The sequence below is a fragment of the Paenibacillus castaneae genome (genome assembly GCF_002884445.1).
Lineage (GTDB): Bacteria > Bacillota > Bacilli > Paenibacillales > Paenibacillaceae > Pristimantibacillus > Pristimantibacillus castaneae.
On sequence record NZ_KZ614144.1, the window covers coordinates 1590001 to 1605079 of the forward strand.

General features: G+C 44.7%; 15 protein-coding genes. 11 read left to right on the forward strand and 4 right to left on the reverse strand.

Annotated features, from left to right (window positions below; all coding sequences use genetic code 11):
• Window positions 1–86: 86 nt before the first annotated feature.
• From CEF13_RS06840 to CEF13_RS06865, 6 genes are all read left to right on the forward strand, one after another.
• Window positions 87–863 carry an ABC transporter ATP-binding protein gene (locus CEF13_RS06840; protein WP_102710011.1) on the forward strand — a complete coding sequence of 259 codons (777 nt, stop codon included), beginning with the start codon at window positions 87–89 and terminating at the stop codon, window positions 861–863.
• Window positions 838–2781, forward strand: coding sequence for an ABC transporter permease (locus tag CEF13_RS06845; protein WP_102710012.1), 1944 nt, complete (start codon window positions 838–840; stop codon window positions 2779–2781). The genes CEF13_RS06840 and CEF13_RS06845 overlap by 26 nt, the downstream gene beginning before the upstream one ends.
• Window positions 2782–2936: 155 nt before the next feature.
• A complete protein-coding gene (locus CEF13_RS06850; protein ID WP_102716252.1) occupies window positions 2937–3779 on the forward strand; it encodes an SDR family oxidoreductase in 843 nt (280 codons plus the stop codon).
• A gap of 35 nt (window positions 3780–3814) precedes the next feature.
• Window positions 3815–4873, forward strand: a complete 1059-nt coding sequence (locus tag CEF13_RS06855) for a hypothetical protein (protein ID WP_146022686.1) — start codon at window positions 3815–3817, stop codon at window positions 4871–4873.
• Between the two features lie 62 nt (window positions 4874–4935).
• Window positions 4936–5202 carry a DUF7667 family protein gene (locus CEF13_RS06860; RefSeq protein WP_102710014.1) on the forward strand — a complete coding sequence of 89 codons (267 nt, stop codon included), beginning with the start codon at window positions 4936–4938 and terminating at the stop codon, window positions 5200–5202.
• Between the two features lie 61 nt (window positions 5203–5263).
• On the forward strand, window positions 5264–5593 hold the full coding sequence (locus tag CEF13_RS06865) for a low molecular weight protein tyrosine phosphatase family protein (protein ID WP_102716253.1): 330 nt from the start codon (window positions 5264–5266) through the stop codon (window positions 5591–5593).
• A gap of 37 nt (window positions 5594–5630) precedes the next feature.
• On the opposite strand, the gene CEF13_RS06870 is transcribed toward CEF13_RS06865, so the two are convergent.
• Window positions 5631–6380: an MBL fold metallo-hydrolase gene (locus CEF13_RS06870; protein WP_102710015.1), complete on the reverse strand. Its 750-nt coding sequence runs from the start codon at window positions 6378–6380 to the stop codon at window positions 5631–5633.
• A 259-nt stretch (window positions 6381–6639) separates the two neighbouring features.
• Here CEF13_RS06870 and CEF13_RS06875 point away from each other — a divergent pair, with 259 nt between their 5' ends.
• Window positions 6640–7473: a YhfM domain-containing protein gene (locus tag CEF13_RS06875; RefSeq protein ID WP_102710016.1), complete on the forward strand. Its 834-nt coding sequence runs from the start codon at window positions 6640–6642 to the stop codon at window positions 7471–7473.
• A gap of 48 nt (window positions 7474–7521) precedes the next feature.
• On the opposite strand, the gene CEF13_RS06880 is transcribed toward CEF13_RS06875, so the two are convergent.
• A complete protein-coding gene (locus tag CEF13_RS06880) occupies window positions 7522–8670 on the reverse strand; it encodes a metallophosphoesterase (protein WP_102710017.1) in 1149 nt (382 codons plus the stop codon).
• Between the two features lie 91 nt (window positions 8671–8761).
• On the reverse strand, window positions 8762–9013 hold the full coding sequence (locus CEF13_RS06885) for a hypothetical protein (protein WP_102710018.1): 252 nt from the start codon (window positions 9011–9013) through the stop codon (window positions 8762–8764).
• Window positions 9014–9233: 220 nt separating this feature from the next.
• Between CEF13_RS06885 and CEF13_RS06890 the strand changes: the two genes are divergently transcribed.
• The 4 genes from CEF13_RS06890 (at window position 9234) to sda (ending at window position 13716) form a co-directional block, all read left to right on the forward strand.
• A complete protein-coding gene (locus CEF13_RS06890; RefSeq protein ID WP_102710019.1) occupies window positions 9234–10145 on the forward strand; it encodes a hypothetical protein in 912 nt (303 codons plus the stop codon).
• Between the two features lie 56 nt (window positions 10146–10201).
• The gene (locus tag CEF13_RS06895) at window positions 10202–12361 is read left to right on the forward strand and encodes a DNA topoisomerase III (protein ID WP_102710020.1); all 2160 of its coding nucleotides are present in this window, start codon (window positions 10202–10204) and stop codon (window positions 12359–12361) included.
• A gap of 214 nt (window positions 12362–12575) precedes the next feature.
• The gene (locus CEF13_RS06900) at window positions 12576–13247 is read left to right on the forward strand and encodes a YheC/YheD family protein (RefSeq protein WP_102710021.1); all 672 of its coding nucleotides are present in this window, start codon (window positions 12576–12578) and stop codon (window positions 13245–13247) included.
• 325 nt (window positions 13248–13572) lie between these two features.
• Window positions 13573–13716: a sporulation histidine kinase inhibitor Sda gene (sda, locus tag CEF13_RS06905; RefSeq protein WP_102710022.1), complete on the forward strand. Its 144-nt coding sequence runs from the start codon at window positions 13573–13575 to the stop codon at window positions 13714–13716.
• 176 nt (window positions 13717–13892) lie between these two features.
• Here the strand turns inward: sda and CEF13_RS06910 are convergent, their stop codons facing one another.
• Entirely contained in the window at window positions 13893–14894 is a 1002-nt protein-coding gene (locus CEF13_RS06910) for an NAD(P)/FAD-dependent oxidoreductase (protein WP_102710023.1), read from the reverse strand.
• Window positions 14895–15079 lie beyond the last annotated feature (185 nt).

Here is a 15079-nt window from a genome sequence, read left to right on the forward strand (position 1 = left end):
AAAATCGATGGGTTCACAGTCTCCTCCTCGTCTATACTAAAATTATTCAAACGAGAAAACAGTTAAATTCGGGGAGGAACAAATAAATGAGCGTACTTCACGCAAAAGGACTTGGCAAAATATACAGCACTAAAGGCAATGTGTCCTATAAGGCATTAGAGGACATTGAATTGCAAGTTGAGGCAGGGGAGTTTGTTGGCGTCATGGGCCCGTCTGGAAGCGGGAAGACTACACTTCTTAACCTGCTGTCAACGATTGATCGTCCTACTTCTGGTGAAATTGAAATAAACGGTATCAATCCCTATAAGCTTACTGACAAAAAGCTTGCTTTGTTCCGCCGTCTCGAGCTGGGCTTCGTCTTCCAGGATTTTAATTTGCTCGATACACTTTCGATTAAGGAAAATATTATATTGCCGCTCGTGCTGGAGGGGATTTCTCCTAAAGCTATTCAGCAGAAGCTGGTTCCGCTTGCTGAACTGCTGCAAATTACGGCGATATTGGACAAGCGCACATACGAGGTATCCGGGGGGCAGAAGCAGCGCGCAGCGATTGCGCGAGCGATTATTCATCAGCCTTCGCTTTTGCTTGCGGATGAGCTCACAGGCAATCTCGATTCCAAGTCGGCGAAGGATGTTATGGACTCGCTTAAGGACATGAATGAACGTTTCAAGGCTACCGTACTCATGGTTACGCATGATCCATTCTCAGCCAGCTATTGCCAGCGTATCGTTTTTATAAAGGACGGCAAATTTTTTTCGGAAATACGCCGTGGAGCGAACAGGCAAGCGTTTTTCCAACAAATATTAGACGCTCTCAGCGTGCTGGGAGGTAATTTCGATGACGTTCCGTTCGCTCGCTCTTAGTAATATCCGAGGCAATTGGCGGTCGTACAGTGCGTTTTTCCTGAGCAGCGTATTTTCAGTTATGATTTTCTACATTTATGCCGCTTTTCTTGCGCATCCGGATGTCGTGAGCGGTCATATTATGGCAGCGGGAAAAATTGAAAAAGGGATGAAGTTCTGCGAATATATTATTGTTATTTTTTCTTTCTTATTCGTGCTCTATTCCAATTCGGCTTTCCTGAAGACAAGACAGCAGGAATTTGGTCTGTTCTCGTTGTTCGGGATGACAAAGTCTCAGCTTAGAAAGCTTGTCATTTATGAGAATGCAGCTATTGCCGTTTTAGCTATTGCTGTAGGTATTGGCCTTGGCATGCTGTTTAGCAAGCTTTTCTTCATGGCGCTGGCGGTTCTGCTAAACATGAATGAAACGATTCCATTCGCAGCACCCTTGCAAGCAATTGGGCTCACTGCTGGCGGTTTTTTCGCCTTGTTTATGCTCATATCGGCGTGGACTGCGCTTCGGATCGGACGCACCGTAATTATTGATTTGCTGAAGGCGGGACGCAAGCCGAAGGGAAGGCTAGTATTTTCCCCGTGGCTCGTAGTGGTTGCGGTTGTATGTTTAGCTGTTGCCTATGGATTGGCACTGGTCATGACTAGTGACACTTTCATATTATTTGCATTACCCATATTAATTACAGTTGTTATAGGGACGTATTTCTTGTTTACGCAGCTAAGCATTGTATTGCTGCGATTCATTCAGAAGAGGTCGTCCGTTTATTACAAACGGACGAATATGATTATTTTTGCCCAGCTAGGCTACAAAATCAAAGATAATGCACGCATCCTATTTATTGTATCGATCCTAAGTGCAGTCGTTATGACAGCATTGGGCACGGTGTATATTATGCAGATAGGCAGCAAGAAGAGTATGCTTGAGAATTCTCCTTATACGATTGCTTATATGGAGAAGGGCTTGGAATCACAAGAGGTTATTAATCGGAAGGAATTGAAACGCATTGCTGCACAAGACGGCTTTCCTGTCATTCGTGAAGCGAAAGCGGTAGGCATCGAGATTGCCGACTTCAAGGTTAAGACAGAACAAGAACAGATGGATTATAAGGGAACACGATCTATTATTATATCAGCGACCGATTATAACAAGCTGGCGAAAGCGCTCGGCAAGTCTCCCATACAGCCGGAGAGCGGTAAAGTGACGCTCGTCAAGCAAACCCATGGTAGACCAGGCTTTGGAGAAGGCAGTGTTAGAGGATTGATCAATGGAAAGGAAATTGATTTAGCGCTGACAGGTACGGTGGATGCAAGAGTTATGAACTGGTTTGACAGCAACTACTACACTTTCGTTATGGATGATTTCGCTTATACCAAGCTTCGTTCAAGCGTACCTGATGAGAAGCTCAGCGTCATGTATGGCTTTGAGCTAAGCAATTGGGAGCATTCATCGGGCACAGTGGAGAAGCTGCGGGATTTGGTTCCAGAGAAATTTATGGATAAAATGGATTTCCGACGTGCCTCCATTTATGATCAAATGAGGGAGCAAGTTTCATTAACTCTATTTATCGGCATGTTCATCAGCCTGCTGTTCTTTATCGCTTCCGGCAGCATGATTTACTTTAAGCTCTTTACGGAGCTGCAGGATGATCAAGCACAGTTTAAAGCATTAACTCGAATTGGCATGACAAAAGGGGAAATACGCAAAATTGCCGTTACGCAGATCGGTATCATCTTCTATGTACCTGTCATTGTCGGTATTTTACATGCGCTGTTCGCAATGAAGGCGCTGGATAACTTAATGGAATCATCCAATTGGATCTATTCTTTCGTAGTTATCGGGATTTACATTGCAATGCAGACGATTTACTTCCTCGTCGCTTGCAGCAGTTATATGAAGAGTATGCTGCGTGGCGCAGCAGCATAATTGGATTACCGCATGGTGTATAAGCGCCATGCGGTTTTTTTATGTGGAATTGCTTGAGCGACTATTAAATTAAATAGGCATCTCTTTCCAGCCCGTGATAAGCTGTAATTAGCAAAAGGAGATAGATGGAGGTGCCGTTAATGGGAGAAGAAAATATGGCTGGCAAGCTCGTAGTCGTAACTGGCGCAAACTCTGGTATGGGATTTGCAACAACTGTAGAGCTTGCGAAGAAGGGGGCTCATATCGTCATGCTGTGCCGCAGCAAGGAACGAGGGGAGCAAGCGCTTGAGAAGGCGCTTTCGCAGAGCGGCAGCACGAAGCTGGAGCTAGCTATTTGCGATTTAGGCTCGCTTGCGAGCATTCGGAGCTTCGCTGCCTATTTCAAACAAAAGTATAGTCAGCTGGATGTGCTTGTGAACAATGCCGGAGTTGTTTCCTTGAAGCGGGCGACGACTGCTGATGGGTTTGAGGCGCAGATCGGCATCAATCATCTAGGTCATTTCCTGTTGACGAACGAGCTGCTGGAGCTTATTGAACGAGCGCCGCAAGGAAGAATAGTCAACCTATCTTCAGGAGCGCATAAGGCCGGCACGATCCATTTCGAGGATCCTAACTTGACGAAGGGATATAATGTTGTGAAAGGATATTCCCAATCGAAGCTAGCCAATATTTTATTTACAAAGGAGCTTGCTCGGCGTCTGAGGGATACGAAGATAACCGTCAACTGCGTCCATCCGGGAGCGGTTGCTACCAGCATTGGAGTAGATCGCAAAACCGGCTTCGGAAAAACAGTACATCGGCTGCTTAAACCCTTTTTTCGTACAGCGCTTGAAGGTGCAGCGACAGCGATTTACATGGCCTCGAGCAATGAAATAAGCACGACGACCGGCGAATATTTTATAGATAACAAAATAGCGCCTACGGCTCGAAGAGCGGATAATGCTGAGCTTGCCGCTAGGTTATGGGTATGGAGCGAGCAGCAGGTGGGTCTGGCATAATGCTTGGCATACGGGTGTGGGAAAGGGGGGATTCCATGTTTTTAAGGAGAATATGGACTGTTGTTGCGGCCGCTGTAATCTTATTCGTGCTTGAAGCGGCATTAGCGAGTGCTAATGGAGGGCCATTATATGAACCTGCCGATGGATCAGGACTTTTACAGCTGGATGAGCAATCGAATGTTAGCTTAGTTCGAGAAAAAGTCGTGTTTACCATTCCAAATGTATCTACTCCCCATCAGAATGAAGCGAAGGTATCGGTTCAATATGAACTTAATAATAAGAATGACTTCATTAAACAATTGGATGTTTTATTCTTTACTCCATCATCGCGCAGTTTAACTATCATGGAAGGTAATAAGGTGATTCCTGGGAGTTTGGCAACGGATAGCAAGACACTTAACTGGTATGCTAAACCGCGTTATACCGTTACTGATCCCATAAGCGGCAAAACCATGTCCATGCATGGAGATGGTAAAAACCAAACCGTAGCAACCCGGTTCTCGTTATCTTTTGAAGCGAATGAAACCAAATCCATTGTTATCCAGTATTCAGAAATAGGTGGGATGTATGACAAAGGAGTCATTAACACGCTCTTCTTTCATCAATATTACGTAACGCCGGCAAAGTTTTGGGAGGGTGATCCTCTAGTGGAGCTGGAAGTGAATTTGTATAAAACGAGCGATAAACTTTATTCGAACCTGCCAATGGAGAAAACAGGACCCTCAACCTACACGGCTGCATTCAAGCAATTGCCCGGTGAGGAGTGGTACTTCTCTTATACGAATCCGAAGAGACTTTTCTTTCCGACAAATATAGAAAAGGACCATAATTTATATGTACTGCTAACTTCGGTGTTAATGGCTGCTATTGCGGCTGGGCTAGCACTCTTTTTTAGAAAAAGCCTCATATTGATTATTAGCTCGGCGGGGATATGGGCATTTACGGTGTTTTATATAACGAAATTAGGCGGCTATCCATTTAATGCTATTTTCGTCGGGTTTACAGATGCCGCAGTAGGAGCCATGCTGATTGTATGCAATGTGATGGTCTACATGAGAATCAAAGCTGGCCGAAAGAATGGGATTAGCTTATAAATGGCTTTCGTAGAGGAAATAATGATTATGATTGCAACTATGAATGGATAGGGTTGATCATAATGTTGAATATTCATTGGCGGCTCGGAGAGCTGTGGCTGCTGCAGCAGAAAAGGCAGTTAACGGAGGATGAGCTGCTGGACATGAACAGCTGCATGCAGTTGAATGCAACCTACGCTCGAAAGCTGGCAGAGCAATATAATTATGGGCTTATGGCGAGCATGACCAATGATTGGGACTGGCTGCATGAGGTGTCCGCCCAGATCGATAGACTGGAAGAGTTATACGATTCTAATCGGCCATCTTTTTTTGAGAAAGGCTATGATTAGTTTTGTTTCGTATATCGAAGATAAATCAAATTCGTATATTCTTTTTGAAGGAGAGAGTCTGATAAAGCTTTTATTCGTATGCAGTCGAAACAAGTGGCGCAGCTTAACAGCAGAAACGATATTTCAGGGCGTGAATGGTTATGAAGTAAGGTCAGCAGGTACAGAGGAGCAAGCACGAATTAAGCTGACAGCAGGACAAATTGGCTGGGCAGATATTATTTTTGCAATGGAGAAGAAGCATGTTCGTCGCATGCAAAGTAAATTTAGCGAAGAGCTGTCGGGCAAGAAATTAATCTGCCTCCATATACCGGATGAATATCAATATATGGAGGAGGATTTAATCGATCTTCTGAAGTCATCTGTATCATCGCATATAGAGCTGCCAGACTAAAGGTTAGCCACGAGGGCAAGTCGGGATGAGCACGAAATTATTGTTCTGTTATTTGTAAAATTCGCTCATTAGCCTGGTCTGCGAATAATCCGCCATGATAACAAACGACCGTCTTAATATCGTAAGGAATGAACTTCTGGAGTGACTGTATGGCTAATGGATGATCAATGCTATATTGTGGATTTGGCCCAAGCAATTGGTCGTTTAAGACGACCATAGAGTCGGCTGCAATTAATGTTTTGCTTGCTTTATGATAAAGCGAGAGATGGCCAGGTGTGTGTCCAGGGGTCGCAATGACGACGATTCCTCCGCAATACGGAAGCTCCATTCCATCTTTGATTGTAGCGTCCACACCGGCTGCTGGAGGCTTCTCTAATGTTTTCCTGAATGCGGCTTTCCATTCATCGGTAACTTCTGGCGGCAATGCGTTAACGGCTTTATCTATGGATTCTGGCGTAATCTTTAACAGCTGCTTTTGGCCTTCTATGAAAGGCTTTTCGAAGCTGCTCGCTAGTACCTCCACGTTTTGCGTCAATTTGTTCAACAGGTCCGGCAGGCTTCCGATATGATCCAGATCAGCATGAGTAATAATAATTTTTGTAAGCTTGTCTAGGGAAACCCCGGCGCGCTCTACCTGTTCTTGTATTAAAGGCAGCTGTCCAGGATATCCTGTATCAACTAAAATAGCCTCTTCTTCATCCCAGATCAGTACAGGATAGATCGTTTCCATCTGACCCCTCATTACTGCTGAGATTGGCAGCATGTTGATTCCACTTGCAATATTCATATTATCCCTCCGTTGTATAGATGAACTTTAATTCAGCCTAACTATTCTCGTTACGGGGTATATATTATCAACGAAAATCCAATATGTAAATAGTCAAATATTTTATTATACCACAAAAATATATTTTTGTCAATATAGTATTTGGTGAAACGGTGGAAAATAACGCCCCCTTACTATATCCAAATAAGTAGATAAATATTTACAATACTTAACATCTTAAGCCGTTCAATATCTGAATCTTTTGGGAGGGGATGATCGGGTGAAACGCGGGGTTATTATTGGTCTTGTTGTCGTTGCGGTACTTGCAGCGGTGCTGCTGTTCCTGTTTCGCATGAGCGAGGAACGCGTTGTTGTGCAGCGTATGATTGATTTCGAGAACGAGGAGCCGAACTCTGAAATGGAATGGACAGATCGTGACTCAGTCAAAACGTTCGTTTATGGGGTCAGGTTTGCCAAAAAGGAACAGGGTATCGTCGATATATCGGCGCCTCCTTATTCCTTTAAGCTTGGAGAGAATCGCTATTTGTTGTGGATATCACCACAATTCAAGAGGGTACAATTCGCCAAATCAGAACATTCCGGCACCTTGTATACGATGAGACAAGCTACAGCCGAAAGGCTGAAGAAGCTGTTAAGCCAGGCTGATGAACGCTACGGTGTAATTGATCAAGGCGCGGCGACTGATGATGCGGCTGATTCTGCATCTACTCCCTTGCCGTCAATGGAAGAGAGCGAGCCACCCGTTCCTGCTTTTTTGGACACTGAGGACTTCTCCGAGGCGGAGCGACCGCTTATTGAGCTGATTAATTTGAGGATCAAGTATATTGCTGAAGGAGAAGGGGAGAAGCTTCTTGAGCTTTATACGGAAAGTGCTCGTGCCTCTAGATCATCATCCGGACCAATATCTTCATTTACAATTACAAGCATAGAGATAGATGGAGCTATATCCATAAAAGAACAAAGCTCATTGTTTGAGGCAGTCGTCCATGTCATAGAAGAGAGAAATAATGAGGCTGGGGGCAGCAGCACACTTTACGTGTTTCAAAAAGGCAAAAACACTACTAGCGAATGGCGTATTGCTGACGTGGATTAGTAATGAAAAGGGAGTTATAAGTGCCAAACAGGCACTTATAACTCCCTTCTATTCATTTATGAATTCAACCTCGATATGAATGACCTCTGACCGACTGCCGATGCGAACGGGCGGCCCCCAAGTGCCGAAGCCTGAGGAAACAATGGCGTTTAGATTTCCTTTTTTTAGATAACCCCAATCAAGCTCAAACAATTTCCGTGTAATGAGATGATTTGGCATCATTTGGCCGCGATGAGTATGGCCGGATACGGAAATATCGATTCCATTCTCTGCCGCTTTTGCAAGATCGGACGGCTGGTGATCCAGCATAATGAGCGGACGAGATTTATCCAGCGGTGCAATTAGCTCGTTAATGGGAAGCCTTCTGTCAGAACCGAAGCCGGCTGAGGCTTTATCCTTGCGGCCGACAACATAAAAGCTATCGTTGACTAGTACCGATTCATCCATAAGGACACGAATACCGATTGCATGCATGGCATTAATGAATTCAGGTACCTTTTTTCCAATATATTCATGGTTGCCAGTTACAGCGAACACGCCGAGCGGAGCTTGCAGCTTGCCAAGCACGGCAGACATTTTTTTGCGAAGAAAGGGCTCAATATCATCATCCAATATATCTCCTGGCAGCAGGATGAGATCGGGTTTGATTTCCTTCACTTTATGGACTAACCGCTCCAGATGCCGATTGCCGACGATTGTCCCCAAATGAAGATCAGAAGCCATCGCAATACGCAGCTTGTCCATTTGTCCGGCTTGCTTCGGAACTTGTACATTATACGTACGAATAACAGGGCTCCACGCATTCCATGTACCGCGAACGATCAAAGCAGCCAGCAAAATAAAAGCTATGCTGCCTACACCTATGATATACACAGATTTATCAGCGCCTGCCGTTTTCAAAATAAGTGCAATTAAATTTGCAGGCGGCAAAATAAGTACAGCATATTCGAGTACGGCAAACCAATAAGAACCAATAAGCTTCATGATTTCTGCAAACGGCCTTAATGGGGTAGAGTAAGCTAATCGGCCTATGATATATGCAAAAGCAATAATGGCTACGCAGATAGAATAGACTGCTGAATTACTCCAATCAAATAGAGTTGATAGAAATAGCCAACCGTTCCAACCGATATACAAGGAAATACCGCTGAACACTAGAAGTATACTAAGCAATATACCAATAAAACGAAAATTCATCTGATAGCGCTCCCTGACTATTAATGTTCTTACGAATAAGCTGAATTAACTATATCACACGTCGTATACCGCATCCAACTGAGCTCATATATCAGGATTCAGTAGAGAGGGATTCCGAGTCAAACAGCTCGCGGCAAAAAGCGAACACAAGCTCCATCGTTTCTATTTCAGCTGGCGTGCGCACATAAAAACAATGCCTCTTCCAATTAAGGAGCTCAATTGCGCCTTTAATCTCACCTTGCTTTGCTTGCCAATACGCCTCTCTTACTTGTTCTATATGAGGAATGCGTTGATTTCTTCTATAAAATTGCACATGTTTAGATACTTCATTTAGATTCCACATGATGAACACCTCTTCAATTCTATCACCTCTTACAGAATGTAATGAAACGAGCCAAAAAGCAACATGAATTTATATAGGGAAAGTATGTCTATCTATTAAATTAATACCCGTATAAAAATGGATAATCGTGTATAATTTGAATTATTAGTTTTGCTTCACAAAACTTTAAGATGATGCTTACGAAGCAGTTTTGCTTCACAAAACTTTAAGGAGGCTAATCATGAGCGATCCATCAATGTCTACTGAGCATTATGAGCAAGCGGTTCATTTTTTGAAGGAGAAGGCAAGGCCGCTTGAAAAAGCCGTTTTTGAACATGAATTTGAAGGCGCCTCTGCGGAGGCGGTATTGCGAGAGCTGTCCGCTTATCAGAATGCAGATGGCGGCTTCGGACGCGCTCTTGAGCCGGATATACGATTGGAAGGCTCTTCAGTGCTTGCTACCACTGTCGCTCTTCAGCATTTAGTGCGACTGAAAGCAACCAGCCAATCATCCATTGTGCAAAGTGCAATTCGCTATTTGGTCGAAACGTATCATACATCACAGCCGAACGGCTGGGATATCGTGCCTCCTGAAGTGGATTCAGCGCCGCGTGCTCCTTGGTGGAATTACAATGCGAAGCATGACGGCTGGGGAAATCCAGCAATTGAAATCGTTGGCTATTTCCACACCTACCCGGATAGGGTTCCAGCGAATTTATTAGATGAAGTGACACAGCACGCGATTATATATATTAATGAGAAATCCTCACGCAAAGATTTTCACGAGCTGCTTAATTGCTTGCGCTTTGCAGCGCTCGTACCTCCTTCTGTGCTTTCGGAAATTAAACCAGCGCTGGATGAGATGGTCAATAATTGTGTAACAACTGATCCAACTCAGTGGGACAGCTACTGCCTAATGCCCGTGCAGGTCGCAGAGTCACCAGTGTCTTTGTATTACAATGAACTAAGCGACGTTGTTATAAAAAATTTGAGTCATTTGCTTTCCAAACAAGAGGCGGACGGTTCATGGTCTCCGCCATGGGGCTGGGGGCAATTCGAGGATGTATGGCCGAAAGCCGAGCTTGAATGGAAGGGTGTATTAACGCTTGAAGCGTTGCGCCGACTGCAAGCCTATGGTATCGTTTCGTCATAGTAAATGATGTGATTTTACGTGAACAGTGCATCATATGAAATGGAGCGAATAACCGAATGAAATCGCTTGTACTAGCAGAGAAGCCGAGTGTGGCAAAGGAAATAGCCCGCGTTCTCGGTTGCGGACAGAAGCATAAAGGCTATATGGAAGGTCCTAAATATGTCGTTACTTGGGCACTGGGCCATTTGGTGACACTGGCTGAGCCCGAGGATTATAATCCCAAATATAAAACATGGAATTTAGAAGATTTGCCGCTGCTTCCTCCGAAGATGCATCTAAAAATTATGAAGGAAACGTCGCAGCAATTCCGCGCAGTAGCTCAGCTGTGCAAACGCCAAGATATTAACGAGCTTATTATAGCGACAGATGCAGGAAGAGAAGGCGAACTGGTAGCCCGTTGGATTATGGAGCTTGTCCATTGGCGCAAGCCGTTTAAGCGGCTATGGATTTCATCGCAGACAGACAAGGCGATTAAAGACGGCTTCAACAACCTCAAGCCAGGTAAAGACTATAATAATCTGTATGCTTCTGCCGTGTGCCGGGCTGAGGCTGACTGGTTGATTGGCCTAAATGTGACGAGAGCACTAACGACGAAATACAATGCCCAGCTTGCTGCTGGGAGGGTGCAAACGCCTACGTTGTCTATGCTGATGGAGCGTGAGCAGGAAATTCAGACTTTTGAATCAAAACCGTATTGGAATGTAATGGCGGATTTTGGTTCGTTCACAGCATTATGGCGTGAGCAGGAAACGCATGACGGAAGAGTATGGAGCCGCTCGGATGGCGAAGCGGTTCTGGCGCGAATTCAGAACGGTCATGCGAAGGTAGACAAGCTTCGTACGATTGAGAAAACAGAGCCTCATCCGCAAGCCTATGATTTGACTGAGCTGCAGCGAGATGCGAACAAGAAGCTTGGATTCTCAGCAAAGCAAACGTCGAACGTGCTTCAGAAGCTTTATGAGCAGCATAAGCTGGTCACCTACCCGCGCACCGATTCTAGATATTTAAGCAGCGATATGGTTCCGACGTTAAAGGGGCGCTTGGAAAGCATCGCTGTCGGACCTTATGCGCAGCTGGCGCGGAAGCTGCTGAGAGTTCAGCTTCCGGTAACCAAACGAATCGTAGATGACAGCAAGGTAACGGATCATCATGCTATTATTCCAACAGAGCAATATGTTAATTTATCAGCATTAAGCACCGACGAGCGGAGGCTGTATGATCTCATTGCGCGGCGCTTTATCGCTTTATTTTATGGCCCATACCGCTATGATGAGACGAGTGTTGTGCTGGCGGTTGGCAAGGATCGGCTCTATGCGAAGGGCAAGATTGAGAAGGAAAAGGGCTGGAAGGAAATCTACCAATCCGATAACTACTCCTCTAGTTCAGATGATGAGGAAGAGGACAACGATGGTTCGAGCAAGGCTGACCGCCAGCCGGCACAGCTGCTCCCAGCACTTGTTCTTGGTCAATCTCTGCCTATCAAGCAAAGTAGAATTCGGGAGCTTCGGACGATGCCTCCGGCACGATATACGGAGGCGACACTGCTGACCCGCATGGAGAAGCATGGTCTGGGAACACCCGCTACGCGCGCTGATATTATTGAGAAGCTGCTGGGAACGGATACCATTACGCGATCGCAAAATAAACTCATGCCAACCGGCAAAGGCAAGCAGCTTGTCGAACTCGTCGTAGGCGAGCTGAAGAGTCCTGATTTGACTGCCAAATGGGAACAGGATTTGGAGCGCATAGCAAGAGGAAAGGGCGACCCAGCAGCGTTCATGCGCAATGTTCGGGAGCAAGCCTCCAAATGGGTATCCGAGGTTATTAGCGTGACGAAGGAATACAAGCCGCATAATTTAACACATTCACGCTGTCCGGAATGCGAGAAACCACTGCTTGAAATAAATGGAAAACGAGGAAAATCGCTTGTATGCTCTGATCGCGAATGCGGCTACAGGCGAGCGGCGGAGCCGGCCCTTTCCAATAAACGCTGTCCGCAATGCCGGAAGAAGATGGAGATCCATGACGGCAAAGCAGGAAAGTATGCGCAGTGCCGGCCGTGCAATGTGATTGAGATGCTGGGAGACAAGCAAGGCGGCAAAGTAAACCGTAAACAAAATGAGAAGCTTATTCAGCAGTATAGCGACAATTCCTCTCTATCAAATAGTTTAGCTGACAAGCTGAAAGCAGCGATGGAGAAGCAATCGGGCAAGTAGCATCAATCAGGAAGGTCCAAAACCGCCATTCTAGCCTTTAAAGGCCGGAATGGCGGTTTTTTTGATATAGAAATATTAATCAAGCTAGGTATATGTCAGTTGCTAGCTCACAATAATGCCAATAAAGGCTCCTAGCCTCCGTCATTCATCCAAGAGACATGTATCACTCAGTCATATGCTATGGATAAAGCAATAGGAAAGGGGATAGATAGCGTTGGTTGAAAATCCTGGAAGACAGCTTGCGAGCAAATGGGCGAAGACATCAGTATTGTTGTCGCATCCCGAGATTGCTCCACATATTCCACCTACAAAAAGATTTACGGCAGGCCATTTGAAAAGCATGCTGGATAGCCATCAGATGGTTGTCGTAAAGCCAGTAGTTGGCGCAGGCGGTCATGGTGTCATTAAGGTGACGCGTGAAGCTAATGGATATAGTTATACTTACTATTCGCAGACGAAACGATTTACTAGTTTTGGGGAGATGGTAAGTTCACTCAATAGAAAACGGAAACGTCGAGCCTATATTATACAAAAGGGAATTTATTTGGCTACGGTAGATGGCAGACCGATTGATTATCGCGTGAAGTATGTGAAAACGCCGACAGGCTGGGTATACAGAGCGATAGTGGGGCGGATTGCCAAGCCAGGGCTATTCGTAACGAATTTATGCCGCGGAGGCACGCTCGTGACGGCTGCGCAAGGCATCAGCCGCTCTTTCTCTTCTTCGCAAGTATTACCTAAGAAGAAAGAAATGCGGGCGTTAACGGTGCTCTCAACTAGCTTATTGGAACGGAAGTATCCAGGAATCGGCCAGCTTGGTTTTGATTACGGCATCGATAAAGAAGGTAAAATGTGGATATTTGAAGTTAATACTAGGCCGCAGTAATTCGAAGAGGCTGCTTCAAGAGAAATAGGTTACGATGTAATAGCTTTTTTAAAAATGAGTATAATAGCTAATGCCGTTAATATATTCCATTAATAGATTATGAGATTTCGATTAAAGTTTTTTATGAAAACGACAGGAAAATAACTGTGGATAAGTATATCCACATTATCCACGCTGTTATTCCTCGTCATTCGACGCATATTCACACACTGTGCACACAGTATCCACAGTATAATGTGCATAACTAGGACTGTTGTCCTTTGGAATAGTACTATGCTACTATTGTAAAGAAATAACCAAAGGATGGAAGAAAGGGTGTGTAGTAATGGACCTACTCTCTGACGAAATGCTAGTAGACACTTATTATGCAGCTATTCAATTTGAATTAGAAGCAGAATTCATTCGAATGCTAGCCATTGAAATGAAGCGCCGGAGCGTAAACCCAGAAGCGCATAAAATTACTGCATAATAAATAATAGATACAAGAGCCTTAACCACATAATCGATGTGTCCATTTCATAACCGTATAACCCGATCCTCGGTTATTTGATTGTAGAAAAGGGTATCCTCCTCGGCACGCCATGCATACCTATGCAATAGGTGAATGACATGATTTCGCCAAGTATGGATACCCTTATGTCTTTTTTAAAGCTTCATATTACTGCTGTGCCCAGGCGAGAGCTTAGCGCTTGGGTCAACGTAGACCTTCGCGTTGTTAATAGCAGTCGGCGCTTCGCCAAAGCCAACAGCAATAAGTTTAAGCTTGCCGGGATAGGTAGTTATATCACCTGCGGCAAATATGCCGGATACATTTGTTTCCATCCGGGTGTCGACTACAATGGAGCCGCCTTGAATATCAATGCCCCAATTGGAGATCGGCCCAAGTGAAGAGAGAAATCCGAAATTGACAATAACCGCATCCACTTCAAGTTCGGTTGTTTCATTTGTTTTCACATTGGTTAACGTTACTTTATGGATATATTCATCACCATGAAGCGCAGTAATTTCTGTCGGGGTTATTAGGCTCACCTTTGAATTCATTAGATTCTCGACACTGTGCTCATGTGCCCGGAACTTGTCACGACGATGGATGAGCGTGACGCTTTCCGCAATCGGTTCCAGCATTAGCGCCCAATCCACAGCAGAATCTCCTCCGCCGCTAATCAGTACTTTCTTTCCTTTAAAACGCTGAAGATCTCCTACGAAATAATGGAGGTTCTTTTTCTCGTAACGGGCCGCTTCCGGCAATTCCAGTCGACGTGGTTCGAATGCACCCACACCTGCCGTAATGATAACAGCTTTGGCATAATGAGAGGTCTTATCTGTTATTATTTCAAAGAGGCGCTCATCATGCTTTATGACGCTTGAGACCTTCTCCTCTAAACAAATTTCTGGATTAAAAAGTTCAAGCTGCTCTTTAAGACGATCAACTAGTTCTTGGGCTGTTACTTTCGGAAAGCCAGCAACATCATAAATATGTTTTTCAGGGTAAAGCGCAGCAAGCTGACCACCTAACTGAGGCATGCTTTCAATAAGTTTAACGGATGCCTGGCGCATTCCGCCATAGAAAGCCGCGAACAATCCAGTCGGTCCACCGCCAATAATTACAATGTCGACAGGGCTTTCGGATGATAAAGCATTAGACAATGCAGCCACCTCCTCGTTATTAGCTTCACGATTTCAATTATAAACTTTCGGACAAAAAGATGGAAATAATTAATTTGTATAGACTTCTAAAGAAATTCGTACATTTTGCACTTGTACTTTGGATGAAAACTCTGTAAAATTTCTGATGTATGTTAAGCACGGGAATGGTTGCAAAAAGTGAAGAA

What these genes read in the sequence shown, in the direction of transcription:
- CEF13_RS06840 (WP_102710011.1), top strand. Translation starts at nt 87, where the DNA reads ATGAGCGTACTTCACGCAAAAGGACTTGGCAAAATATACAGCACTAAA.
- CEF13_RS06845 (WP_102710012.1), top strand. Translation starts at nt 838, where the DNA reads ATGACGTTCCGTTCGCTCGCTCTTAGTAATATCCGAGGCAATTGGCGG.
- CEF13_RS06850 (WP_102716252.1), top strand. Translation starts at nt 2,937, where the DNA reads ATGGCTGGCAAGCTCGTAGTCGTAACTGGCGCAAACTCTGGTATGGGA.
- CEF13_RS06855 (WP_146022686.1), top strand. Translation starts at nt 3,815, where the DNA reads ATGTTTTTAAGGAGAATATGGACTGTTGTTGCGGCCGCTGTAATCTTA.
- CEF13_RS06860 (WP_102710014.1), top strand. Translation starts at nt 4,936, where the DNA reads ATGTTGAATATTCATTGGCGGCTCGGAGAGCTGTGGCTGCTGCAGCAG.
- CEF13_RS06870 (WP_102710015.1), bottom strand. Translation starts at nt 6,380, where the DNA reads ATGAATATTGCAAGTGGAATCAACATGCTGCCAATCTCAGCAGTAATG.
- CEF13_RS06880 (WP_102710017.1), bottom strand. Translation starts at nt 8,670, where the DNA reads ATGAATTTTCGTTTTATTGGTATATTGCTTAGTATACTTCTAGTGTTC.
- CEF13_RS06885 (WP_102710018.1), bottom strand. Translation starts at nt 9,013, where the DNA reads ATGTGGAATCTAAATGAAGTATCTAAACATGTGCAATTTTATAGAAGA.
- CEF13_RS06890 (WP_102710019.1), top strand. Translation starts at nt 9,234, where the DNA reads ATGAGCGATCCATCAATGTCTACTGAGCATTATGAGCAAGCGGTTCAT.
- CEF13_RS06895 (WP_102710020.1), top strand. Translation starts at nt 10,202, where the DNA reads ATGAAATCGCTTGTACTAGCAGAGAAGCCGAGTGTGGCAAAGGAAATA.
- sda (WP_102710022.1), top strand. Translation starts at nt 13,573, where the DNA reads ATGGACCTACTCTCTGACGAAATGCTAGTAGACACTTATTATGCAGCT.